This window comes from Bacillus cereus group sp. RP37 (assembly GCF_040459695.1).
Lineage (GTDB): Bacteria > Bacillota > Bacilli > Bacillales > Bacillaceae_G > Bacillus_A.
This window is the reverse complement of sequence record NZ_JARVHP010000001.1, coordinates 1,708,281-1,731,574: the sequence shown is the minus strand read 5'-3', so window position 1 is coordinate 1,731,574 and position 23,294 is coordinate 1,708,281. Positions and strand designations below refer to the sequence as shown.

Here is a 23,294-nt window from a genome sequence, read left to right as displayed (position 1 = left end):
ATAATCAAAATCAGTCACGAACGGTTATAAACAACAAAAAGAAACCCATTTGATATAACAATCAAATGGGTTTCTTTTCTCGATTCACCTATAAAGAAGCTTTATATATACTTAAAACATCATCTTTATTTAATTTTTTAAAGTTACCAAACTCACCATAAGCCATCGCTTTATCCGCCATTAAATCAATTTCATTTTCCCCAATACCGTAATCAGCTAACGTTACTGGCGCCTCAATTGAAGTCCAAAATTGACGTAACGCCTCAATTCCTTCTAACGCAATTTCTCGATCAATCTTTCCATCTGTTTTTACATCGAATACGCGAATAGCGAACTGTTTAAAACGACTTACATTTTCATCTACAACATGCTTCATCCAGTTCGGGAATAGAATTGCAAGGCCACCCCCGTGTGGTATATCATGAACCGCAGAAACTGCGTGCTCAATATTATGAGTTGCCCAGTCTCCTTTTACTCCCATCGCTAAAATGCCGTTTAACGCCATCGTTCCGCAATATAAAATAGTTTCTCTATGCTCATAATTTTCTAAATCACTTAAAAGCTTAGGAGCAGTTTCAATTACTGTTTTTAAAACAGATTCACAATAACGATCTTGTAATTCTGTATTTGTTCCATGGTGGAAATATTGCTCTAATACATGTGACATAATATCTACCATACCGTAAATTGTTTGATCCCTCGGTACAGACGCAGTATGAACTGGATCTAAAATCGAAAATTGCGGGAAAGTAACTGGGCTACCCCAGCCATATTTTTCATTCGTTTCCCAGTTTGTGATTACAGAACCAGCATTCATTTCAGATCCTGTTGCCGCAAGAGTAAGTACCGTACCAAATGGTAAAGCCTCACTAGCAAATGCTTTTTTCGTTACAATATCCCATACATCTCCATCGTACTTACTACCAGCTGCAATTGCCTTCGTACAGTCGATTACACTTCCTCCGCCAACCGCTAAAATAAATTCAACGCCATTATCTTTACAAATTTGAATCCCTTTCTTTACAGTTGATACACGCGGATTTGGTTCAACACCTGTCAATTCAAATACTTCCGCATTTATATCTTTTAAAATAGAAATTACATTATCATAAATACCATTTCTTTTAATGCTGCCTCCCCCGTATACGAGAAGAACTTTTTTACCGAACTGTGGAATTTCAGTTTTCAACTGTTCTAATTGACCTTTACCGAAAATAAGTTTCGTTGGATTACGAAATACAAAATTTTGCATATTCCTTTACCATCCCTTCTATATGAAAAGCAACTATACTTTTGTATAACATATTTTTTTCATTTCACAAAAATATTTGCCTAATAAAAAACCCCAGCCTACAGGCTGAGATTTTTTATTGATAATAAGGTGAGATCATTAAGTAAACAATAACACCAGATAAACTTACATATAACCAAATCGGCATCGTCCAACGTACAATTTTACGATGACGTGTTAATTGATTTGTAAAACCAAATACAAGCGCAAATAATGCAAGTGGTACAATGATTGCTGCAAGGATAATATGTGTAATTAAAATAATGAAGTACACATATTTAATGAATCCTTCCCCACCAAAATGTGTTGCTGGCGCCAAGTAATGATACGATAAATAAGAAACACAAAATAGCAACGTCGTTGTAAATGCTGCCAGGATGAAACCACGGTGCATTTTCACATTCTTTTTAATAATAGAGTATAACGCTGCTAATAAGAATACGAACGTAAAGCTATTAAAAATTGCATTTAACATTGGTAAAATTGTTACATCAAAATGTACTTCTCCTTCATAGCCAACAGGTCCAAAGAACAAAAATAAAATAATCGCATTTACAATTACAGAAAGCGTTATCACAATAGGAGCATAGCTTTTCTGATTTGTTGATTGATCCACCAAAATGGTCACTCCCTCTTCCTTCAAATATGTATACGTAACCTCACTATTTTAACATACTATTCACAGTGTAAATGTGACAATAGTTTGACACAGTAAGACAGAGCAAAGAAAAAAATCCTTCTTAACAAAACTTCTTAAGAAGGATTTTATCGCTTTATTATTTAAATAGCAATGTAATTAGTTTTTGTTAAAAAACGTATTGCTATATGCTTGATAAATTTCAGACACTTGATATCCCATTAAAGAAATTGCTGTTAATGAAAAGAAACCAATCATAAGAAATCGAAACCACATATAAATCTCCTCCTTGTATTTAGCTTATAGAGCAGTCGCTATATTACAAGTTGAGTGGTACTCTTCATCGTCACTTTCCTTTTTCTTTACAATTGCTGTTATAAATCGAATCATAAAGAAAATTACAAAAGGAAATTGTTCGTAATTTACCTTGGCATAGTTCAGCAACGGCTCGCGTTGCACATCGAACGGAGATGAGAAGGAATAGAACATACCTTGCTCTTCCATATATACAATTACAATTTTCATACAAAATACTATTCCTAGAAACGAAACAATATCTTGCCATTCTGTCGTATATAACAGGTTATACAGCTCTAATACGTACTCTTCCATCGTCATCCCCCCTTCCTTTTTTACCATTCTGCTCGCCTTCGTATAAAAAGTCAAGAAAAAAGTTTATATTCACTATGACAATAGTAATTACTCTTTTCTTTACTTATATATGAATCTTTTCTAGCAATGATTGGATGTACCTTTTCTTCAAAAACAAGAAATTAGAAGCGAACGGATTCTTCATCCCTACTTTTTGGATACAACACTGTACTATTTTTATTTCTATTAAAAATAAAATAAGAAATTATTATAAGAATAGTAACAAGCATCGTTAATAGTGCTTGTGAACGTAAAGATTCAATTGCAAGCATTGCAACTAAAACTGCTATAATAGCGGCAATTGTAACATACGTTACATACGGAAAAAGCCACATTTTCACTTTCAAATTTTGTTGTTCCGCTTGTCCCATTTTTTTACGTATCTTTAAATGTGAAATTGCTATAACGAGATAAACGAGTAACGCAATCCCGCCAGATGCATTCACTAAAAATAAAAATACTTTATCTGGAGATATGTAACTAAAAACAACTCCAATGTAAGCAAAGAAAGTTCCAAATAAAACCGCTCGAACTGGAACACCACTACTGTTCAATTTCAAAAATACCTTTGGAGCATCTCCTCTTTCTGCCATCGAAAAAAGCATTCTTGAGTTTGTATATAAACCCGAATTTAAACAAGAAAGTACGGCTGTTAGAACAATAAAATTCATAATTTGCGCTGCCGCAGGTATTCCTATATGTTCCAGTACCGCTACGAATGGACTTTTTAATATGTTTGCTGAATTCCATGGGAGGAGTGTAACGACTACAGCAATAGAACCAATAAAAAATACGAGAATACGCCAAATCACACTATTTGTTGCTGTTTTGACTGCTTTTACAGGTTCAGCAGACTCTCCGGCTGCTACCGCAACAATCTCAGATCCCATAAATGAAAATATAACGACGGTAATTCCAAGTAGCACCGAACTTATACCATTTGGCATAAATCCTCCTTGCCCTACTAAATTCGAGGTGCCAGGTGCTTCCGTTCCTGGTACAAACCCTAAAATAACAGCTAGTCCAAGACAAAGGAACAAAACAATACTTATTACTTTAATAAAAGAAAACCAATATTCAAACTCTCCAAATGATTTCACCGAGAAAACATTCGTCAATGTTAATAAAATCGTTAATATTAAGCTTAATAGCCAGAGTGGAATTTCTGGAATCCAGTATTGAATAATACCAGCACCTGCTGTAGCTTCTATTGCAATAACAATTACCCAGAAAAACCAATATAGCCACCCAATTGTATAACCTGCCCATGGACCAATTGCTTCTCTTGCATATGTTGCAAATGACCCACTTGTCGGGTTAATAGCTGCCATTTCCCCAAGCATTCTCATAACGAAAATAACTAGAAGTCCTGCTAATGCATATGAAACGATAGAACCTGGCCCTGCTGAATGCACAACCGCCCCACTTCCAACAAACAAACCGGCTCCTATTACGCCACCGATTGAGATCATTGTAATGTGGCGTATTTTAAGGTCTTTCTTAAGATTTTTATCCAACTCTTGTACATCCCCTTCCAAACTTAATTTTGAAATTTATCACGCATTAACAGGCAGTAAGACCCCCATCTCAAAATTCAGCGGAAGCAATGAAGTTAGATGGGGATCTACTGCCCGTAAAAGCCCGATTGGTGAGGGCTGATAATCAGCGGGGGATGAACAAAACCCCCACTGATTAAAGTTTCACTTTATGTAAGAGTATTATGCGAAAAATCTTGTCCTATACTTTAAAATATATCAAAATATTCTGAATTTAACAATCACAATTCGACCTCCTTCAGAAATTATTACATTAGGTTTAATAATTTCCCATATACAATTGTTGAGAAAATTATAGTCACCTTACAAAAGAATGAATTTTCAGATATTATCAAATAAACAAGATTATACATCTAGACAACTTTTTGTATAGGAGTGTTGATATGTTAAACAAGTTCAAATTCATTTGTTGTACTTTAGTAATTTTCTTACTGCTACCGCTAGCTCCCTTTCAAGCACAAGCAGCAAACAATTTAGGATCAAAATTACTCGTTGGATACTGGCATAACTTTGATAACGGTACTGGCATTATTAAATTAAGAGACGTTTCACCAAAATGGGATGTAATCAATGTATCTTTCGGTGAAACTGGGAGTGATCGTTCCACTGTTGAATTTTCTCCTGTGTATGGTACGGATGCAGAGTTCAAATCAGATATTTCTTATTTAAAAAACAAAGGAAAAAAAGTAGTTCTTTCCATAGGTGGACAAAATGGGATCGTTTTACTTCCTGACAATGCCGCTAAGCTACGTTTTATTAATTCCATACAATCTCTGATCGATAAATACGGTTTTGATGGAATAGATATTGACCTTGAGTCAGGAGTTTACTTAAACGGAAATGACACTAATTTCAAAAACCCAACTACTCCTCAAATCGTAAATCTTATTTCAGCTATTCGGACAATCTCAGATCATTATGGTCCAGATTTTCTATTAAGCATGGCTCCTGAAACAGCTTATGTTCAAGGTGGTTATAGCGCATACGGAAGCATCTGGGGAGCATATTTACCGATTATTTACGGAGTGAAAGACAAACTAACATACATTCACGTTCAACACTACAACGCTGGTAGCGGGATTGGAATGGACGGTAATAATTACAATCAAGGTACTGCAGACTACGAGGTCGCTATGGCAGACATGCTCTTACATGGTTTTCCTGTAGGTGGTAATGCAAATAACATTTTCCCAGCTCTTCGTTCAGATCAGGTAATGATTGGACTTCCTGCAGCACCAGCGGCAGCTCCAAGTGGCGGATATATTTCTCCGACTGAAATGAAAAAAGCTTTAAATTATATTATTAAAGGGGTTCCGTTCGGAGGAAAGTATAAAATTTCTAACCAGAGTGGCTATCCTGCATTTCGCGGTTTAATGTCTTGGTCTATTAATTGGGATGCAAAAAACAACTTTGAATTCTCTAATAATTACAGAACATATTTTGATGGTCTTCCCTTGCAAAAATAATAAAAAACAACAATAGGTTATAGGGCCTATTGTTGTTTTTTATTTATGTAAATTACTTTTTCACTTCTACATGATGAAAAGATTCTTTTTCATCTCTTACATAACTATTCACAAGACTTAAAAGTAATTTACCACCAATTAACATCGCTCGTTCATCAAAATCAAATTGAGGATGATGATGTGGATATGTCGCTCCTATTTCTTCATTACCCGCACCTGTGAAGAAAAATGCTCCAGGAACATGTTCTAAGTAGTATGCAAAATCTTCTCCCCCCATAATAGGTGGTACTTCCATGACCCTTTCTCTGCCAAGATCATGTTCCGCAACCGTCATAAAATGACGTGTTTCATCTACATGATTTATTAATATTGGATAGCCTCGTTTATATTGAATAGTAACTTCAGCATGAAGAGACTGACAAATCCCTTCAACAACTCGTTTAAATTCCTTCTCCATATATTCTCTCACTTCAGGATCTAGCGTTCGAATGGTCCCTGTAAATGTAGCAGTATCTGCAATAATATTATCTGCTTGACCAGCATGAAATGTGCCTACTGTTAATACTGCAGATTGAAGCGGATCTACTTTTCTACTAACTAAAAGTTGTAATTGATTAATAACTTGCGTTGCAACGATAATAGCATCTACAGTATGATGCGGCATACCTCCATGACCACCTCGCCCTTGAACCTTCACTTCAAAAGAATCAGCTGCTGCCATCATTGCTCCAGCTTTCGATCCAACCATTCCTAAAGGCATTTGAGAAGATAAATGTGTTCCAAACACAACATCTACACCATCTAAACACCCATCCTCAATCATAGCAATTGCTCCGCCAGGCTCTTTCTCTTCTGCATGTTGATGTATAAGAACTATTTTTCCAGAAAGCTGATCTCTATGGTCACTTAATATTTTTGCAACTCCTAAAAGTGTTGCTGTATGTCCATCATGCCCACAAGCATGCATTACGCCAGGAACCTTTGATTTATATGAAACTTGCTTTTCATCTTGAATAGGTAGCGCATCAAAATCAGCACGTAGCGCTATCGTCTTCCCAGGTTTTCCACCCTCAATTACGCCGATTATCCCTCTTCCCCCAACATCTGTTGTCACATTAATATGAAAGCTTTTTAAGATTTCAGCTATTTTTTTCGATGTTTCTATTTCTTGAAACGATAGCTCTGGGTATTGATGAAAATCTCTTCGCCACAAAACCATTTGGTTATATAAACTTTCCAATTCTTTATGCCATGTTTCTATCATAGAAATGCCCCTTTCTTTTTTAACACTTTAAATAAAAGTTACATAATATTCTGTGTTTAATCAATAAAAAAAGAACTTTCTCTGAAAGTCCCGCTACCATTCTAGTCACTATTTTGCTTCAATACAAAAACTGAAAGTTCAGGTACACTCCAAAATCTAACAGGCATCCTAGTAGTCCCAATGCCACGATTTACATATAAATATAACGGCTTACTCTTCCCCTCTACTTCATACATACCTTCAACATAGTTCTCAGCTAGTTTGGTAGTAATTAACGGACCTACAAAAGGAATTTGGACTTGTCCTCCGTGACTATGTCCTGACAGTTGAAGATTAACTGGATAACGATTGATTTTGGTTACAACATCCGGCTCATGTACTAATAACATGTTGAAATCATTTTGTTTCAAGTTTTTTAAAGTTGAATCTATTTGCGGCTTCCCTAATAGAAAATCATCCAAACCTGATATTGTAATATATTTGCCGTTTTCCACTTTAATTTTCTGCACTTCATTTACTAACACAGAAAAACCAGCTTCCTCCATATACTTTTTATAAAATAAACTACCTCCCCCGCCCCTATCATGATTCCCAAACACAGCATATTTCCCTAAGGGCGCATGTATTTTCTGTAAAATACCTTTCGCCTCTTCTCTTTCGGCTTTATACGATCCAAACTTATCTATTAAATCCCCTGTAAAAACTACTACATCTGGATGTAACGCATTCATCTTCTCCACCAAATTTTCTAGTTGTTTCAGTGTAAATTCTGGCCCTAAATGTACATCCGAGAATTGTAATATTTTCTTATTATTAAACTCTTTAGGAATTGTAGAAGCTTCTATTTCATTCCACGTAACTGTTACTAGTTTCCGTTCTATTTCTGTCGCATAGAAATACAAACTTATTGAAATCATTACTATGCTTATGAAACTGATTATAAATATCTTGACGATTGATTTTTTTTGTTCTTTTTTCACATGATGCGTATGCATGTTCTCACCTCTAGAAGTACTTTAAAGCCTTATTGTTACATTAATGTGACAACACGAACATTGTTAGTTATATCCAATTCTATCTCCATTCACTTTGACAAATTTATACAGAAGTCATAACATATTTTTATAATACGTAGATTCTTAGAAATATTACATCTATTCATTTCATCATCTTATTAAGGAGAGATTATTCATGTCTGTATTTACACCAGAAGAAATTACGGAACTTGCTGCTAATTCCGGAAGAAAAAAAGCTCATTTATCATTACTTCCTATGTTAATTCTCGGTTTTTTTGGTGGTGCTTTCATAGCATTAGGGTATTTACTCGATATTCATGTTATTGGAACAATGCCAAAATCTTGGGGATCATTTACTAGTTTTCTAGGCGCCGCTGTATTCCCAATCGGTCTTATACTCGTTATTCTTGCAGGCGGTGAGTTAGTAACTGGCAATATGATGACCGTTTCAATGGCGTGGCTTCATAAAAAAATCGACTTATTTCACTTCATTCGAAATTTAGTTATTGTTACGTTTAGCAACTTCATAGGTGCTATATTCGTTGCTTATTTTTTCGGTCATATTGTCGGATTAACAGAGGGTGCTTTTTTAGCGAAAACTGTTTCTATTGCGCAAGCTAAACTACAAGATACACCACTACAAGCTTTCATTTCTGCAATCGGATGTAATTGGCTCGTTTGTTTAGCTGTTTGGCTCAGTATGGGAAGTAAAGAATTTATCGGAAAGATTATCGGCATTTGGTTCCCAGTTATGACTTTTGTTGCGATTGGATTTCAACACGTTGTAGCCAATATGTTTGTTATCCCAGCTGTAATTTTTGCCGGTCGGTTAACTTGGAGTGAATACTTTCCAAACTTCATTTTTGTTTTCTTCGGAAACTTAGTAGGAGGTATGTTATTTGTAGCACTACCTTATTTTATATCTTATAATAAGAAACTGCCTTCCAATAAAGAGCAAACCGAATTAAAGAAACAATCTGTATCCGCTTAAATGAACTGTCTATACAGTGGCTCTAAAAAATATTACAAATTTCATTTTTTTTACGAATATATGTGCGTACACTTGTTCTCGAATGTTTTATACGTTATAATAACAACTTAAATAGCATTATTTACATATGAGGTGAAAAACATGAACAAAACAGAATTAATTAAAAACGTAGCACAAAACGCTGAGATTTCTCAAAAAGAAGCTACTGTAGTTGTACAAACTGTAGTAGAATCAATCACTAACACTTTAGCTGCTGGTGAAAAAGTACAACTTATCGGATTCGGTACATTCGAAGTTCGCGAAAGAGCTGCTCGTACAGGCCGTAACCCACAAACTGGTGAAGAAATGCAAATCGCAGCTTCTAAAGTACCTGCTTTCAAAGCTGGTAAAGAACTAAAAGAAGCTGTAAAATAATGAAAAAATAGCCTTCTCGTCTATGAGAGGGCTATTTTTTTCATTACATAATTAGTAAAAATCTGACCATTATGTTGTTTCTTTTGTTCCTTTATGCAAATAAAACCTTTATTTTCAAAGAAAGGTTTTGCTGTAATACTCGCTTCTGTATATATCTCCCTATGCCCCAAGTTCACTGCTTCTTTTTCTAACTTCTGTAGTATGTATGACGCTATCCTTTTCCCTTGATAATCTTTATGAGTAAAGAGACGATCTACATAATACTCATCATTATAATCCCCAAATCCCACTATCACACCGTTATGATCCGCTACATAACTAATATTCTTCTCTAAAGAATTTAACCAACTTTCTCTATCTAGTCGCTCTGGTGCCCATGCCTGTAGCTGTAATACATTATAATCTTTTGCATTAATTGTATGAACTGTTTCATAGAACAACTGTAATACTTGTTCTAAATCCTCTTTATGGAATGTTCTAATGATCGTGTCTTTTAACATATATGAACCTCCTTACTAGACTATCATTTAACTTTTCTACCATCTAGTATTCAATATTTCTGCTTTATTATATCTTTTTTCTTTCTATATAAACAAAAAACAATACTTATTTCAAAGTATTGTTTTTTGTTTAAAAGCATATGCAATTACTCTATAGATTTTTATTTTTTTAATTTCACTCTTTGTAGTCGTAATGCATTTAATACAACGGATACAGAACTAAATGCCATCGCAGCTCCAGCAACCCAAGGTGCTAAGAAACCGAACGCTGCAATCGGGATTCCTAACCCATTATAAGCTAGTGCCCAGAATAAATTTTGCTTAATATTTCTTATCGTCATCTTGCTCATAAAGATTGCATCAGCAATACTATTTAAATCACCACGGATTAACGTAATGTCTGCCGCTTCCATCGCTACATCCGTACCTGTTCCAATTGCCATACCGATATCCGCCGTAGCCAGTGCAGGAGCATCATTTATTCCATCTCCAACCATTGCTACTTTCTTAGCTTGCGCTTGCAGTTTTTTCACTTCTTCAGCTTTTCCTTCTGGTAATACTTCTGCAATTACGTGATCAATACCAACTTGCTTAGCAATTGCCTGAGCAGTTTGTGTATTATCTCCTGTAATCATAACAACGTCTAGACCCATTTTCTTAAGTCTTGCGATAGCTGCTTTTGAAGTATCTTTTACAGTATCCGCAACGGCAACTATACCAGCATATTCTTTATTGATCGCAATAAGCATCGCTGTTTTTCCTTCTCGTTCTAGCGCTTCCATCGATTTAGAAACTTCTTCAATATCAATATCGAATTTCTTCATTAATCGACGTGTACCAATTAATAATTGTTTCCCTTCTACAACTGATTCAATACCGAATCCTGGAATTGCTTCAAACGTTGCTGAACTCGGGATATCAATTTGCTTTTCTTTAATTCCTTCTACAATCGCTTCTGCAAGTGGGTGTTCAGAATTTTTTTCTGCCGCTCCTACTAAACGTAGTATTTCTTCTTCGTGGAATCCATCCGCTACAATTACATCTGTTAGCACCGGCTTCCCATTTGTAACAGTACCTGTTTTATCTAGAATAACTGTATCTAATCGGTGGGTTGCTTCTAAATGCTCCCCGCCTTTAAATAAAATGCCATACTCAGCCGATCTTCCTGATCCCGCCATAATAGACGTAGGCGTTGCAAGACCTAATGCACACGGACAAGCGATAACAAGTACGGCTATCATTTTCTCAAGTGCTCCGCCAAAATCACCAGGTGTAACAAATAGCATCCACACTGCAAATGTAATAATAGCAATCACAACTACAACCGGTACGAAAATACCTGAAATTTGATCTGCTACCCTTTGAATAGGAGCTTTTGAACCTTGAGCCTCTTCTACTACTTTAATAATTTGAGCTAATGCAGTATCTCTTCCTACCTTAGTTGCTTTCACTTTTAAAAAGCCATTTTTATTTATTGTAGAACCGATTACTCCATCCCCAATTGTTTTATCAACTGGAATACTTTCACCTGTTAACATCGATTCATCTATCGCTGACTTTCCTTCTACAATTTCCCCATCTACTGGGATTTTTTCACCTGGTTTTACATAAACGATATCACCAGCTACCACTTCTTCGATTAAAATTTTTATTTCTGTTCCATCTCGTACAACAGTAGCGGTTTTCGCCTGTAATCCCATTAATTTTTTAATTGCTTCTGACGAGCGTCCTTTTGCTTTCGCCTCAAATAATTTACCTAAAATAATTAGTGTAATAAGTACCGCGCTCGTTTCAAAATATAAATCTGTCATATGTTCCGAAGAACCGATAGATTGAATGCTTAAATATACACTATAGAAATAGGCGGCCGATGTTCCAAGTGCCACGAGAACATCCATATTGGCGCTTTTATTTCGTAACGCTTTATAAGCCCCAACATAAAACTGCCCACCAATGATAAACTGAACTGGAGTTGCAAGAGCTAGCTGCACCCAAGGGTTCATAAGCATATCAGGTAAATAAATAAACGATGTAAATGAGAAATGACTTACCATTGCCCACAATAACGGAAATGATAAAATAAACGAAATGATAAATTTCTTCTTTTGTCTCTCAATTTCTTGTAAGCGATGATCAGTTGATCCATCTTGCTCATCTGATTTCACTTCTAATTTATATCCTAATTTCGTAATTGCACTCTTCATTTCATTTACATTAATTTCATCAGGATTAAAATCTACTGTAGCTGATTCTAAAGCGAAATTTACTGTCGCTCCGTTCACACCTTCTAACTTATTTAAACGCTTTTCTACTCTATTTGCACATGCTGCACATGTCATCCCTGAAACAGTAAACTCAGCTTTATCACTGACAATTCCATATCCTAACGATTCAACTTTTTCCTTAAATTGTTGCGGATTTGTTTTTTGGGGATCATACATTATTTTTGTTTTTTCAAGTGCAAAATTTACATTTGCATCATGAACACCTTCTACTTTTTTCAGACCTTTTTCAATTCTATTCGCACATGCCGCACATGTCATTCCTGATATTTGAAGATTGGCCTCTTTTTGTTCATTCATGTCTCTCACCTCTATATACCCTCACAAGGTATAATTATTAACAAAATAAATCGTACTTCCTATAAAGTACGATTTATTTCCATATCTAAAAATAATTATTGAACATCGTACCCTTGATCTTCAATTACAGCAACGATATCTTTTAACGTTACAACTGATGAGTTGATAGTAACTTCAACAGTTCCTTCTGCTAATTGAACTTTCACTTGTTCAACACCGTTTAGTTCTTTCACACTGCTTTCAATTGAATTTACACAATGTCCACAAGACATACCTTCAACTTGTAATGTTAACTGTTCCATTTAAAATCCTCCTCTTGTTTCTTCATTGTTTGTTAATCACAATTACATCTTACCATACCCCCCTAAGGTAATCAATGGTTTTGTATCATGATTTTTCAATTATTTTCTAAAAGTTTATTTTACACACACTTTTTCACACCAATACCCCAAAATCCTATATAAAGGTAAACAAAAAAACAAGCCAGTGACATACTAGCTTGTTTTTATGCTTTTGAAAAACGTTCAAATACCGTCATTAATTCTTCAATTGCTTCGTCACCATTGCCATCTTTAATAGCGCCTGAAACACAATGACTTGTATGGTTTTTTAATACACCCATTCCTACTTTTTTCATCGCTGCATTAATCGCTGAAATTTGCACTAAAATATCCACGCAATAACGATCATTTTCAATCATATTTTGAATACCGCGGACTTGTCCTTCAATTCTCTTTAATCTATTTATAATTTGTTCTTTTTCTTTTTCTGATCTATGTGTTACCGCTTCATGCTCTTTATGATCCATATTATCACCTTCTTAAAGTTTCTCTTCATCCAATAAAACAATTGCTTTTACGAGTATACCAATTATAGCATTAATTATCTATGTATGATACCCCATATGAGTATATTTCCGCTCTATGCTTATTCTTAACAATTTATTAGCTTCTCAGTCTCAATTTTCATGATACCCTTTCCTTTTTTCAAAAAAGAATAATAAGCGTAGATTATCTATCTCCGCTTATTATCCATCCATAAATATAAAAGCCTCAATTTATACACGTATAAATTGAGACTCTTTTCTGCCTATATATAATTACTGCTGATCACATACTTTTGTATCATTCACTACAGAAGTTCCTTCAACGGTTACCGTATGAAAACAGTCATTTACACGAACTGTCACAACATTATCTTGCCGATCAATAACGTGATATTCATTAAAATTTTTATTTAGAGCACTGCGAATTTGTTCTCCTTCATAAATTGGAATGCCATGTGATAAAACCCAAATAAGCCCAGCGATAGCAAGAATAGTTTTCATACGATCTACCTCCTTGAGAATATAGTGAACTTTTAATCCATGCTTTTTCAGCTCTACTAATCATGAATGGAATGAATCAAGCCTTTTTGGAAATAAGTTCATTTCGTCTATTTTATGTTTATGCTAATTGTGACCGAATTGTGACAACTTTTTGTCTCTTTAGACGAAAAGTTGAAACAAAACGTTCAAAAAGAACAATTCTACTTGAGCAAACAAAAGGCTATGGAGAACTTCCCCATAGCCTTTTGTTTGCATTTTATTAGACAATCATTTCATTATGTTTAATGTTCAGTGTTTCAATTTGAATTGTAGCATGTTCAATATGGAACTCTTTTTTTAGCATATCAATAATATGTTGAAGTACTTCTTGATCATCCTGTTTTTTATCAATCATTACATGGACACTTAATGCATCTAATCCAGATGTAATTGTCCAAATATGAAGGTCATGTAAATCACGTACACCTTCTACTCCTTTAATCGCTTGCTTCACTTTCTCTAGTTCAATTGCAACTGGTGTACCCTCCATAAGTATATGAATGGAATGTTTTGTTACTCCCCACGCGCTCTTTAAAATTAATAAAGCTACAACTACTGAAATAATTGGATCTGCAATATACCATGAGAATAATGACATAAGTGCACCCGCAACTAATGCTCCCACTGATCCTAAAGCATCTCCAAGAACATGTAAATACGCGCTACGTAAATTCACGTTATTTTTTACATCACCTTGTCTCATAAGTGCCCATGCACTAATTAAATTTGCTAGTAAACCAATTGTCTAGTTGAACTCTCGCTTTTCATTAACACTGTTATTTCTTTCGTTGCTTGTTCATAAATCATCTTTATTCCCCCCAGATTTATGGGATTGTTTCCTCTAACCATTCCATTTCATAATAAAGTGAAACTTTATTGTAAAAGAGGAGGCTAAAAAATGAGCTGGAATGATTGTACTGTACATACGTATGAACGAACAATTCCGTTGAAAATCCCTGGATATTTTACCCTTTATGACATGATGAATCATTTTCTACTTACTACATTCCCTAAAGAAAATATGAATCCAAATTTACTAGTAATAGGTGCTGGTGGTGGACAAGAAATTCTCTCAATAGGGAAACAAAATAGCAACTTATCTTTTACAGGTGTTGATCCATCTGAAAGCATGCTACAGTTAGCTAAAAAAAGAATTGAAAACGAAAGCATACAAAATCAAATTCACTTTGTACATGGAACTGTTCATTCATTATTAACCAATCCATTATTTGACGCTGCTACTTGTATGCTTGTTCTTCACTTCATCCCAACTTTGAAAGAGAAACAAGAGTTACTTAATGAAATTAGTAGTCGCTTAAAGCCCGGTGCTCCATTCTTTCTCTCTTCAATAAATAGTATACCCCATACAAGTATGTTTTCTGCACAATTAAATGCTTGGCGCAACCATATGATGCAAAATCAAATCCCATTAAAAGATTGGGACCGATTTGAAAATTCTTTTGAAACAGAAATATTTCCTATTTCCGAAACAAATCTACTAACTATTATGGAGGAATGTGGCTTTACTCAAATCACTCGCTTTTTCACTAGTTTTTTAATTGATGGATACGTTGCTTTTAAACAATAAGAAAAAAAGGTAAGCAATTGCTTACCTTTTCCCTCTTCTATACGTGACTAATAAACCTTAACCCTTTACTTAAAGAAGTCGGCACAACAGATGCATGGTTCTCCCCTTCAGCCTCATAAAACGTAAATCTAAACTGATCGTGTTTTACTTGGAGAAGGCGCTCTGACAATTCGTTTGCCCCTACAACCATATGCTCTCGTTCTAGTGACCCAACTGTAAGAAATACTCCCGTTTCAAACTTGGCACTGTTTAATTCATTTATAAGATTCTCTTCTTTTTCAAGTACAGATTGGTTATTCCACCAAATAGATGGACTACTAATAAAATAATTTTGAAAGGCATTTACGTTTGTAAATAGTATATGTAAAGCAAATAAACCACCTAGCGAATGCCCAAATAACGTTTGTTTTCCTTTATCAATCTCAAAATCATTTTCGATTTGAGGCTTCAGTTCTTCTTCTATAAAAGTAAAGAAGTTATGCGCTCCCCCTGTTTTAGGCCACGGTTTGCCATCTGGTTTTAAAGGCGCATCTTTTGAAATTATGCTAGGCGTAAAATCATAGCATCTTTCTTCACCTGAAAATGCCCCTTCAATTGGATAACCAATACCTACTATAATAGCTGGTGAAACACCTGTTTTTTCTGCTCTAACTGATTGTATTTTAACCGCTTCATGGAATGTTTGAAAAAAGGCATTGCCATCTAATACGTATATAACAGGATATCCTGACTCTGGTGCTGGCTGCCTTGGCTTTGAAATATGAATTTGATATTCCTTGCCTTCTAGTTTTGAATACATTTTCCACTGCTCTGTATTAGATGTTATAATCTGCTGTTTTTCAATAGTAGTATTCATCTTATATCCCCCCTTCTTAACTCGTTACATATATTTCTACTTTCTCTTCTTGAGATACAACGCTATCGTATCCAAAACAAACAGGAGACCCATTATACGGATCAACCATGACGCGCGCATCAATATGAAATACTTCTTTTAACACTTCATTTGTAATGATTTCTTCTGGGCTACCAGTTGTAACGATTTCCCCTTCCTTCATTGCAATAATTTCATCTGAAAACCTTGCTGCATGGTTAATATCATGCAGTACCATAACAACCGTACAATTATGTTCTTTATTTAACTTCTCCACAATTTGTAATACATCTAATTGATGAGACATATCGAGATATGTAGTTGGTTCATCTAGTAGTAACACTTCTGTCTCTTGTGCTAAAGCCATCGCTAGCCATACCTTTTGTCTTTGACCACCTGATAAATTTGCAATTTGTCTCGTTCGAAATGCAGAAGTTTTCGTTATATCTAATGCCCAGTCAATCATCTCTTTATCTTTTGAAGTTAACTTATTTACGTTATTTCGATGTGGATAGCGTCCATAAGAAATTAATTCTTCCACTTTAAGTTCTCCTGGTGCAATTGGAGTTTGCGGGAGTAAAGCTAACTGCTTCGCAATTTCTTTCGTTGGAATTGTATGTAAATCCTGTCCTTGCAAATATACTTTACCGCTCTTTTGCTTTAAAATTCTTCCCATTGTTTTTAACAGTGTCGATTTACCGCACCCGTTTGGCCCTATAATTGTCGTTACTTTTCCTTCTTGTATTTCCACATTTAAATCGCGAAACACTGTAAGCTTTTCATAACTCGTTTCTAAATTTTTTGCACTTAAAATACTCACTTTTATTCCTCCTCTTACGCTTTCGCCTTATAAAGTAAATATAAGAAATACGGTACACCGACAATAGAAATAACGATCCCAACAGGTAACTCTACAGGGGTAAAAACTGTTTTTGCAATAAAGTCTGAAGCTATTACAAGGAACATTCCGATTACTCCGCACGTAGGAATGATATGCTTATGCTGAATACCAACAAGTCTTTTCGCTATATGCGGTGCCATTAAACCAATGAAACCAATACTTCCTGAAACTGCAACACATGCACTTACAAGTCCGATACTACTTAGTAGTAAAATAGATTTCTCTCTTTCTACTGAAACACCTAAACTTGTAATACTCGTTTCTTCCAATTGAAATAAATCTAATAAATAAGCTTTCTTTTGTATAAGCGGAATTAATATGATAAGCCACGGCAACATAGCAATAATATACTTCCAGTTTGCATTATATATACTTCCTGACACCCAAACTGCGGCCATCTCGAAATCAGTTGACTTCATTTTGAGTGATAAATACATAGAAAATGCTCCAAATCCTGATCCAATTGCAATCCCTGTTAATAAAAGACGCTGCGAATCTAACTTACCGTTTTTCCAAGAAAACAGATAAATGATGATAGCTGCACCTAATCCACCGACTAAACCAAACATTGGCATCATCATAATAGAAACCCAGTCTGTGCTCTTTAATTGTCCTTGAAAGAAAAACATAAAAATGACAATTGCTGTTCCTGCTCCGGCATTTACTCCTAAAATACCTGGGTCTGCCAATCCATTTCTCGTAATCCCTTGAATTACAGCACCTGCAACGCCTAGGCCTAATCCTACTAATCCAGCAATTACGATACGAGGAAGACGAAACTCAAAAATAACTAAATCATGGTCTGGTACTGGATCTATTCTAAAGAGTGTTTTAAATACATCTGTAATCGTAATGTCAAACGTACCATTCGTTAAACTAATATAAATAGCACATAGTATTAAAAATATAATAATCCCCATCGTCATTCCAAAACGTTGACTTGAACTTTTAAGCATGTCTCTCTCCTCCTCTTGTACGGATTAAATAAAGGAAGAAAGGAATTCCAATTAAGGAGGTAACGACTCCAATTGGTGTTTCAAATGGATAGTTTACAAATCTACTTAAAATATCACATAATGCTAAAAAAACGCCGCCAATAACGCCTGCACATGGCAAAATCCACTTATAATCTACCCCAATTATAAAGCGAGTAATGTGCGGAATAATTAAACCTACAAAACCAACTTTCCCTACTAAAGCAACTGCTGTTCCTGTTAAAAAGATAACTGATAAAATTGCCATCGCTTTAACTAGTTTTGTACGCTGCCCTAGATTAATAGAAACTTCTTCTCCTAAAGAAAGAATGGTAATAGATTTTGATATTAACAACGCTAAAATTATTCCAATTATCCCAAACGGTATCGTTATTTTAATGATATTAGGATCCACTTGGTCTAACTTTGCATTAAACCAAAAACTAACATTTTGAGAAATTTGGAAATATGAAGCCATTGCAGCAGATACACTGCTTAAAAATGTTCCAATAACTGTTCCGATAATCGCCAACCTAACTGGTGATAAGCCATTTTGAAGGAGCGAACCAAAACCAAACACGATACCGGCTCCTAGTGCAGAACCAATCATTGAACATATCACCATACCAATAGATGACATTCCTGGAAGGAAAATCATACAAAGTGTAATAACAAAAGCTGCCCCATCCGTCACACCCATAATAGAAGGGGATGCAAGATAGTTTCTTGTCATCCCCTGCATAAGTGCTCCTGATATGGCTAGAAATGCTCCGACTAAAAGAGCTGCAACTACCCTTGGTAAACGTGAAGTAATAATAATATTATGATTTACATCACTTGAATCAAAATGAAATAATGCGTTCCACACTGTTTCAGCATCAATACTTTTCGCCCCATACAAAATAGAAAGTATAACTGTAAATAAGATGAGTATGGGTGCTATACATAATATAGTCACTGGTACTGCATTTGTTTTCTGCATATCATTCAACGCACCTTACTTATTGTATTATTTAGATAAACTTTTCACTGCTTCTTTTAAGAATGCTGTTTTACTCCAAGCAGTACCACCTTGTGCCATTGGATCTACAACGTTTACAAATACTTTCTTTTCTTTCGCAGCATTCATACTTTGCCAAATTGGATTCTTTTCAATTTCTTCTAGCACTTTCGGGTTTTTATTTTCAGTTGTCTCATATTGTAAGAAAATATAATCCGGGTTAAGTTCAGCAAGTTTTTCAAATGAAATTTTCTCTTGTGCTTTTACAGTTTTCAATTGTTCTGGAGCAGTTAGCCCAAGATCTTTATAAATTACCGGGTTGAAGTATACTCCTTCTGGATATAAGAATAATTCGTTTGCTCTTAGTCTGATTACAAGTACTTTTTTGTCTTTTAACTTATCTCCTAGTTTTGCTTTTGCTTTTTCAGCATCCGTATTGTAATCTTTAATAATTTTTTCTGCTTTATCTTTTTTACCAGTTAATTCTCCCATTAGCTTTAAGTTATCTTCCCAATTTGTTGAAACGTGCGATACAGGGAATGTCGGAGCTACTTTCGTAAATTTTTCAGCTGTTTCTGCTGGGAATTTCGTACTTGATGTAATAACATCTGGTTTTAATTGCAGTAATGTTTCGAAATTTGGTTCCATTTTCTCACCAACAGATTTCGCACCTTCTAAATCTTTCTCAAGATACTTCGGTAATTTACCACCAACAGTAATGGCACCAACTGGTTTAATTCCAAGTACTGCTGCATCTTCCATTGACTCTAAACTAGCTGTCGCAATTTTATCTACTTTTGCTGGTACTGTATATTCTTTACCTAAATATGTAATTTTTCGTTTTTCGTCTTTTTTCGTCTCCGTAGCTTTTGTCTGCTGCTTCTGCTCGCCTGAAGTCTTATCCGCACTATTACATGCTGCAAGTCCTACACTTAAAACTGTAACCATCCCTAATGTAAATAACTTCTTATTCATCTTTATATATCTCCTCTCGAATTTTCAAAACTATATTCTCAATAAAATTTAACTATATGAAACTTGTCTTACATATATATTTCATTAGATTAATAATTCTATCCAGAACTCATTCTCGTTCACTTCCCCTAAGCTATAATTCTTTTACACCTCATCCATTGATAATCCTTTTCATTGATAATGATTATCGTTACTAAGTATATATTTAATATGCAATTATTTCAAGAAAGATTTGAAAAATTTTAACAAACTGAATTAAAAAAGAAGTATCCGCCTAATGTTAGGGGAATACTTCTTTTTTTAGAAATTTATATGTAATTCAACCGGGCAATGGTCTGATCCCATTACTTCACTACTAATTTTCGCCTCTGTTATTTGTTCTTTCATTCTCTCGGAAACAACAAAATAATCTAAACGCCATCCAATATTTTTTGCTCTCGCTCCCATACGATACGACCACCACGAATATGCGCCTTCCTGATCAGGATACAGATAACGATACGTATCAATAAATCCTTCTTCTAAAATACGTGTAAAATTTTCTCGTTCTTCATCAGAGAACCCAGGATTTTTACGATTACTTTTCGGATTTTTTAAATCGATTTCTTTATGAGCAACGTTTAAATCACCGCAAAAAATAACTGGTTTCTTCTCATCTAATCGTTTAATATATGCCCGGAAATCATCTTCCCATTTCATTCTGTAATCTAATCGTTCTAATCCTCGTTTTGAATTTGGTGTATATAACGTTATCATGTAAAAATCTTCGAACTCTAAAGTAATAACTCGTCCTTCTTGATCATGCTCTTCAATGCCTAAACCATAAGTAACAGAAAGCGGTTCTTTTTTCGAAAAAATAGCCGTCCCTGAATATCCTTTTTTCACAGCATAATTCCAATATGTATAATATCCCTCTAGATTTAAATCAATTTGCCCATCTTGTAATTTAATCTCTTGTAGGCAAAATATATCTGCATTGGATTCCTCGAGATATTCTAAAAATCCACCTTTTGCGATAACTGCACGCAAACCATTTACATTCCATGAAATGAACTTCATTTATAGCCCTCCTCTTGATGTTTATTTCCAAATTTCATGCTATCACAAAATAGAAAAACAATCATATTTTCACCTTTGTAATCTTGCTCTTACATTTGTGAATGCATACATACGTACATTATTCAGGTTATACTAATTTCAGGGGTGATGTTCTTTGCACAATGAAGGGTTTACGTTAACAAATGAGTATTGGCAAGCAATTATTCATAATGATTCTTCCTATGATGAAAAATTCTTTTATGCTGTGAAATCAACCGGGATTTTTTGCAGGCCATCATGCAAATCAAGAATACCGAATAAAAACAATGTACGAATTTTTCTTCATGCAGAGCAAGCATTAAGTGAAAAATTTCGTCCATGCAAACGTTGTAAGCCAAATGGGATCACTTTACCTAATGAAGAGTGGGTAGAACAAATTAAAGATTATATCGAAAAGCACTTTGACGAATTATTAACTCTCGACATACTTGCTGAAATGTGTCATGGTAGCCCATTTCATTTACAACGCACTTTCAAAAAAATGACAGGAATAAGTCCAATAGAATATATACAGCAGTTCAGGATTGTTAAAGCAGCAGAACACCTTTTACAAACAAATCAATCCATTAAAGAAATTAGTACTGCTGTCGGGATAGAAAACCCCGAGTATTTCGCAACTTTATTTAAAAAGAAAACCGGATTTTCTCCTACTGAATATCGAAAAAAGAACGAAATGAAAGAGGGATACAATAATGAATTCCTACAAAAATAAATTTATATATTGGACGCTACTTACACATGAAAATTGGCAATTTCATATTGCTGCAACTGAAAATGGACTATGTTTCATTGGTTCACAAGACGAAAGCCTTGAAGAATTCAATATATGGGCTAGAAAAAAATTGCCACAACATATATTGACCTGTAATCCAGATTATCTACAAACATATGTGAAAGAAGTTATCGAGTATTTAGAAAATAAACGAGAAACTTTTACTTGTCCTATCGATGCTTACGGAACTGATTTTCAATTATCGGTTTGGAATACGGTACGTGAAATTCCTTATGGGAAGACATATTCTTATTCAGAAATTGCCGAAAGAATTCAAAAACCTACTGCTGTACGTGCTGTTGCTACTGCTATTGCTGCCAACCCTCTTCTCATTACAATTCCTTGCCATCGTGTTATTGGAAAAAATGGTAAACTAACCGGCTTTAGAGGTGGATTAGAAATGAAGCAAAAATTGCTTACATTAGAAAAGTCGCAGGTAAAATGCATATGACAGCAAAATATACTAGCGCATTAACTTTAGCAGTTCCGACAGAATTTAGTTTCCAAGAAAATTTACACTATTTATCACGTTCTAACAATGAATGTATGTTCCACATTGAAGATAACAAAATTTATAAAGTTATCCCTGTTCACGATGTAAATCCTTTAGTTGAAATTAGTATGAATACGGATGGTAATATTCAAATACGTTTTTTAGAAGAATCCTATACATCTGAAACATCGATACACGAAGCTGTAGCTAACTATGTGAAAGAGTGGTTTGATTTAACTACTGATTTAGCTCCCTTTTATACATTAGCTAAACATGATGTACTCCTTCAAGGACCGATTGAACAATATTATGGTCTTCGTACTTTAGGTATTCCAGATTTATTTGAGGCACTTTCCTGGGGAATTATCGGTCAACAAATTAACCTCACATATGCTTATACGCTAAAAAGAAGGTTAGTCGAACATTATGGAAATTATGTAGAATGGAACGATAGAAAACATTGGATATTTCCTTCTCCTAAAACGATTGCTAATTTACACGTAGAGGATCTCAAAAAGTTAAAAATGACGACTAGAAAGTGTGAATATTTAATCGGTATTGCAAAGCTTATTACAGAAGGAAAACTATCAAAAGAATCTTTACAGCAAATACAAGATATGAAACAAGCTGAAAAACAATTAACTGCTATACATGGTATAGGACCTTGGACTGCCAACTATGTTTTAATGCGCTGTTTACGATTTCCTTCCGCTTTTCCAATTGACGATGTTGGTTTGCATAATGCAATTAAATGTATAACAGGTTCCGAAAGTAAACCGACTAAACAGGAAATAAAAGATTTTGCGGCAAATTGGATCAACTGGGAGTCTTACGCAACTTTTTATTTGTGGCGAGTACTATACTAAAAAACCAAGTAGCACATCT

Annotated in this window: 24 protein-coding genes and 1 pseudogene; 7 read left to right on the top strand and 18 right to left on the bottom strand. The window is 34.8% G+C overall.

Annotated features, from left to right (window positions below; all coding sequences use genetic code 11):
• Positions 1 to 88: 88 nt before the first annotated feature.
• The 4 genes from QCI44_RS09200 to gabP all read right to left on the bottom strand — a co-directional run bounded on the left by QCI44_RS09200 (position 89) and on the right by gabP (position 4,096).
• On the bottom strand, positions 89 to 1,252 hold the full coding sequence (locus QCI44_RS09200; protein WP_016135187.1) for an iron-containing alcohol dehydrogenase: 1,164 nt from the start codon (positions 1,250 to 1,252) through the stop codon (positions 89 to 91).
• A 115-nt stretch (positions 1,253 to 1,367) separates the two neighbouring features.
• On the bottom strand, positions 1,368 to 1,910 hold the full coding sequence (locus QCI44_RS09195) for a DUF420 domain-containing protein (RefSeq protein WP_000228316.1): 543 nt from the start codon (positions 1,908 to 1,910) through the stop codon (positions 1,368 to 1,370).
• Between the two features lie 318 nt (positions 1,911 to 2,228).
• On the bottom strand, positions 2,229 to 2,567 hold the full coding sequence (locus tag QCI44_RS09190; protein WP_116349040.1) for a hypothetical protein: 339 nt from the start codon (positions 2,565 to 2,567) through the stop codon (positions 2,229 to 2,231).
• A 134-nt stretch (positions 2,568 to 2,701) separates the two neighbouring features.
• The gene (gene gabP / locus QCI44_RS09185; RefSeq protein ID WP_016135188.1) at positions 2,702 to 4,096 is read right to left on the bottom strand and encodes a GABA permease; all 1,395 of its coding nucleotides are present in this window, start codon (positions 4,094 to 4,096) and stop codon (positions 2,702 to 2,704) included.
• Positions 4,097 to 4,518: 422 nt separating this feature from the next.
• Between gabP and QCI44_RS09180 the strand changes: the two genes are divergently transcribed.
• Positions 4,519 to 5,601: a chitinase gene (locus QCI44_RS09180; protein ID WP_098986040.1), complete on the top strand. Its 1,083-nt coding sequence runs from the start codon at positions 4,519 to 4,521 to the stop codon at positions 5,599 to 5,601.
• 52 nt (positions 5,602 to 5,653) lie between these two features.
• On the opposite strand, the gene QCI44_RS09175 is transcribed toward QCI44_RS09180, so the two are convergent.
• Positions 5,654 to 6,865: a M20 metallopeptidase family protein gene (locus tag QCI44_RS09175; protein ID WP_016135190.1), complete on the bottom strand. Its 1,212-nt coding sequence runs from the start codon at positions 6,863 to 6,865 to the stop codon at positions 5,654 to 5,656.
• A 101-nt stretch (positions 6,866 to 6,966) separates the two neighbouring features.
• Positions 6,967 to 7,860, bottom strand: a complete 894-nt coding sequence (locus QCI44_RS09170) for a metallophosphoesterase (RefSeq protein WP_016086698.1) — start codon at positions 7,858 to 7,860, stop codon at positions 6,967 to 6,969.
• 196 nt (positions 7,861 to 8,056) lie between these two features.
• Here QCI44_RS09170 and QCI44_RS09165 point away from each other — a divergent pair, with 196 nt between their 5' ends.
• The gene (locus tag QCI44_RS09165; protein ID WP_016135191.1) at positions 8,057 to 8,872 is read left to right on the top strand and encodes a formate/nitrite transporter family protein; all 816 of its coding nucleotides are present in this window, start codon (positions 8,057 to 8,059) and stop codon (positions 8,870 to 8,872) included.
• Positions 8,873 to 9,013: 141 nt separating this feature from the next.
• Positions 9,014 to 9,286: an HU family DNA-binding protein gene (locus tag QCI44_RS09160; RefSeq protein WP_001043904.1), complete on the top strand. Its 273-nt coding sequence runs from the start codon at positions 9,014 to 9,016 to the stop codon at positions 9,284 to 9,286.
• Positions 9,287 to 9,306: 20 nt separating this feature from the next.
• On the opposite strand, the gene QCI44_RS09155 is transcribed toward QCI44_RS09160, so the two are convergent.
• From QCI44_RS09155 to QCI44_RS09130, 6 genes and pseudogenes are all read right to left on the bottom strand, one after another.
• Entirely contained in the window at positions 9,307 to 9,786 is a 480-nt protein-coding gene (locus QCI44_RS09155) for a GNAT family N-acetyltransferase (RefSeq protein ID WP_016135192.1), read from the bottom strand.
• Between the two features lie 161 nt (positions 9,787 to 9,947).
• Positions 9,948 to 12,368, bottom strand: coding sequence for a heavy metal translocating P-type ATPase (locus tag QCI44_RS09150; protein WP_016135193.1), 2,421 nt, complete (start codon positions 12,366 to 12,368; stop codon positions 9,948 to 9,950).
• Between the two features lie 95 nt (positions 12,369 to 12,463).
• Positions 12,464 to 12,670 carry a copper chaperone CopZ gene (copZ, locus tag QCI44_RS09145; RefSeq protein ID WP_016135194.1) on the bottom strand — a complete coding sequence of 69 codons (207 nt, stop codon included), beginning with the start codon at positions 12,668 to 12,670 and terminating at the stop codon, positions 12,464 to 12,466.
• 203 nt (positions 12,671 to 12,873) lie between these two features.
• The gene (locus tag QCI44_RS09140) at positions 12,874 to 13,176 is read right to left on the bottom strand and encodes a metal-sensing transcriptional repressor (protein WP_000349636.1); all 303 of its coding nucleotides are present in this window, start codon (positions 13,174 to 13,176) and stop codon (positions 12,874 to 12,876) included.
• Positions 13,177 to 13,467: 291 nt separating this feature from the next.
• Positions 13,468 to 13,695, bottom strand: a complete 228-nt coding sequence (locus QCI44_RS09135) for a hypothetical protein (RefSeq protein WP_000849106.1) — start codon at positions 13,693 to 13,695, stop codon at positions 13,468 to 13,470.
• Positions 13,696 to 13,954: 259 nt separating this feature from the next.
• Positions 13,955 to 14,479, bottom strand: a pseudogene (locus QCI44_RS09130) (cation diffusion facilitator family transporter); the annotation flags it as partial.
• Between the two features lie 153 nt (positions 14,480 to 14,632).
• Between QCI44_RS09130 and QCI44_RS09125 the strand changes: the two are divergent.
• Entirely contained in the window at positions 14,633 to 15,322 is a 690-nt protein-coding gene (locus tag QCI44_RS09125; RefSeq protein ID WP_016086691.1) for a class I SAM-dependent methyltransferase, read from the top strand.
• A gap of 37 nt (positions 15,323 to 15,359) precedes the next feature.
• On the opposite strand, the gene QCI44_RS09120 is transcribed toward QCI44_RS09125, so the two are convergent.
• From QCI44_RS09120 to QCI44_RS09095, 6 genes are all read right to left on the bottom strand, one after another.
• Positions 15,360 to 16,178 carry an alpha/beta hydrolase gene (locus tag QCI44_RS09120; RefSeq protein WP_016086690.1) on the bottom strand — a complete coding sequence of 273 codons (819 nt, stop codon included), beginning with the start codon at positions 16,176 to 16,178 and terminating at the stop codon, positions 15,360 to 15,362.
• 16 nt (positions 16,179 to 16,194) lie between these two features.
• The gene (locus tag QCI44_RS09115) at positions 16,195 to 17,016 is read right to left on the bottom strand and encodes an ABC transporter ATP-binding protein (RefSeq protein ID WP_016135195.1); all 822 of its coding nucleotides are present in this window, start codon (positions 17,014 to 17,016) and stop codon (positions 16,195 to 16,197) included.
• Between the two features lie 14 nt (positions 17,017 to 17,030).
• The gene (locus QCI44_RS09110; RefSeq protein ID WP_016135196.1) at positions 17,031 to 18,053 is read right to left on the bottom strand and encodes a FecCD family ABC transporter permease; all 1,023 of its coding nucleotides are present in this window, start codon (positions 18,051 to 18,053) and stop codon (positions 17,031 to 17,033) included.
• Positions 18,046 to 19,053, bottom strand: coding sequence for a FecCD family ABC transporter permease (locus QCI44_RS09105; protein WP_016086687.1), 1,008 nt, complete (start codon positions 19,051 to 19,053; stop codon positions 18,046 to 18,048). The genes QCI44_RS09110 and QCI44_RS09105 overlap by 8 nt, the downstream gene beginning before the upstream one ends.
• A gap of 27 nt (positions 19,054 to 19,080) precedes the next feature.
• Positions 19,081 to 20,046, bottom strand: coding sequence for an iron-hydroxamate ABC transporter substrate-binding protein (locus tag QCI44_RS09100; RefSeq protein WP_016135197.1), 966 nt, complete (start codon positions 20,044 to 20,046; stop codon positions 19,081 to 19,083).
• 300 nt (positions 20,047 to 20,346) lie between these two features.
• On the bottom strand, positions 20,347 to 21,105 hold the full coding sequence (locus QCI44_RS09095) for an exodeoxyribonuclease III (protein WP_088084165.1): 759 nt from the start codon (positions 21,103 to 21,105) through the stop codon (positions 20,347 to 20,349).
• 154 nt (positions 21,106 to 21,259) lie between these two features.
• Here QCI44_RS09095 and QCI44_RS09090 point away from each other — a divergent pair, with 154 nt between their 5' ends.
• From QCI44_RS09090 to QCI44_RS09080, 3 genes are read left to right on the top strand one after another with little or no spacing between them, the layout of a single operon-like run.
• The gene (locus QCI44_RS09090) at positions 21,260 to 21,856 is read left to right on the top strand and encodes a bifunctional transcriptional activator/DNA repair enzyme AdaA (RefSeq protein WP_088084166.1); all 597 of its coding nucleotides are present in this window, start codon (positions 21,260 to 21,262) and stop codon (positions 21,854 to 21,856) included.
• Positions 21,837 to 22,367 carry a methylated-DNA--[protein]-cysteine S-methyltransferase gene (locus QCI44_RS09085; RefSeq protein ID WP_016135200.1) on the top strand — a complete coding sequence of 177 codons (531 nt, stop codon included), beginning with the start codon at positions 21,837 to 21,839 and terminating at the stop codon, positions 22,365 to 22,367. Before QCI44_RS09090 ends, QCI44_RS09085 begins: the two co-directional genes overlap by 20 nt.
• Complete coding sequence (locus QCI44_RS09080) at positions 22,364 to 23,275, top strand: DNA-3-methyladenine glycosylase family protein (protein ID WP_016086682.1); 912 nt, start codon at positions 22,364 to 22,366, stop codon at positions 23,273 to 23,275. The genes QCI44_RS09085 and QCI44_RS09080 overlap by 4 nt, the downstream gene beginning before the upstream one ends.
• Positions 23,276 to 23,294 lie beyond the last annotated feature (19 nt).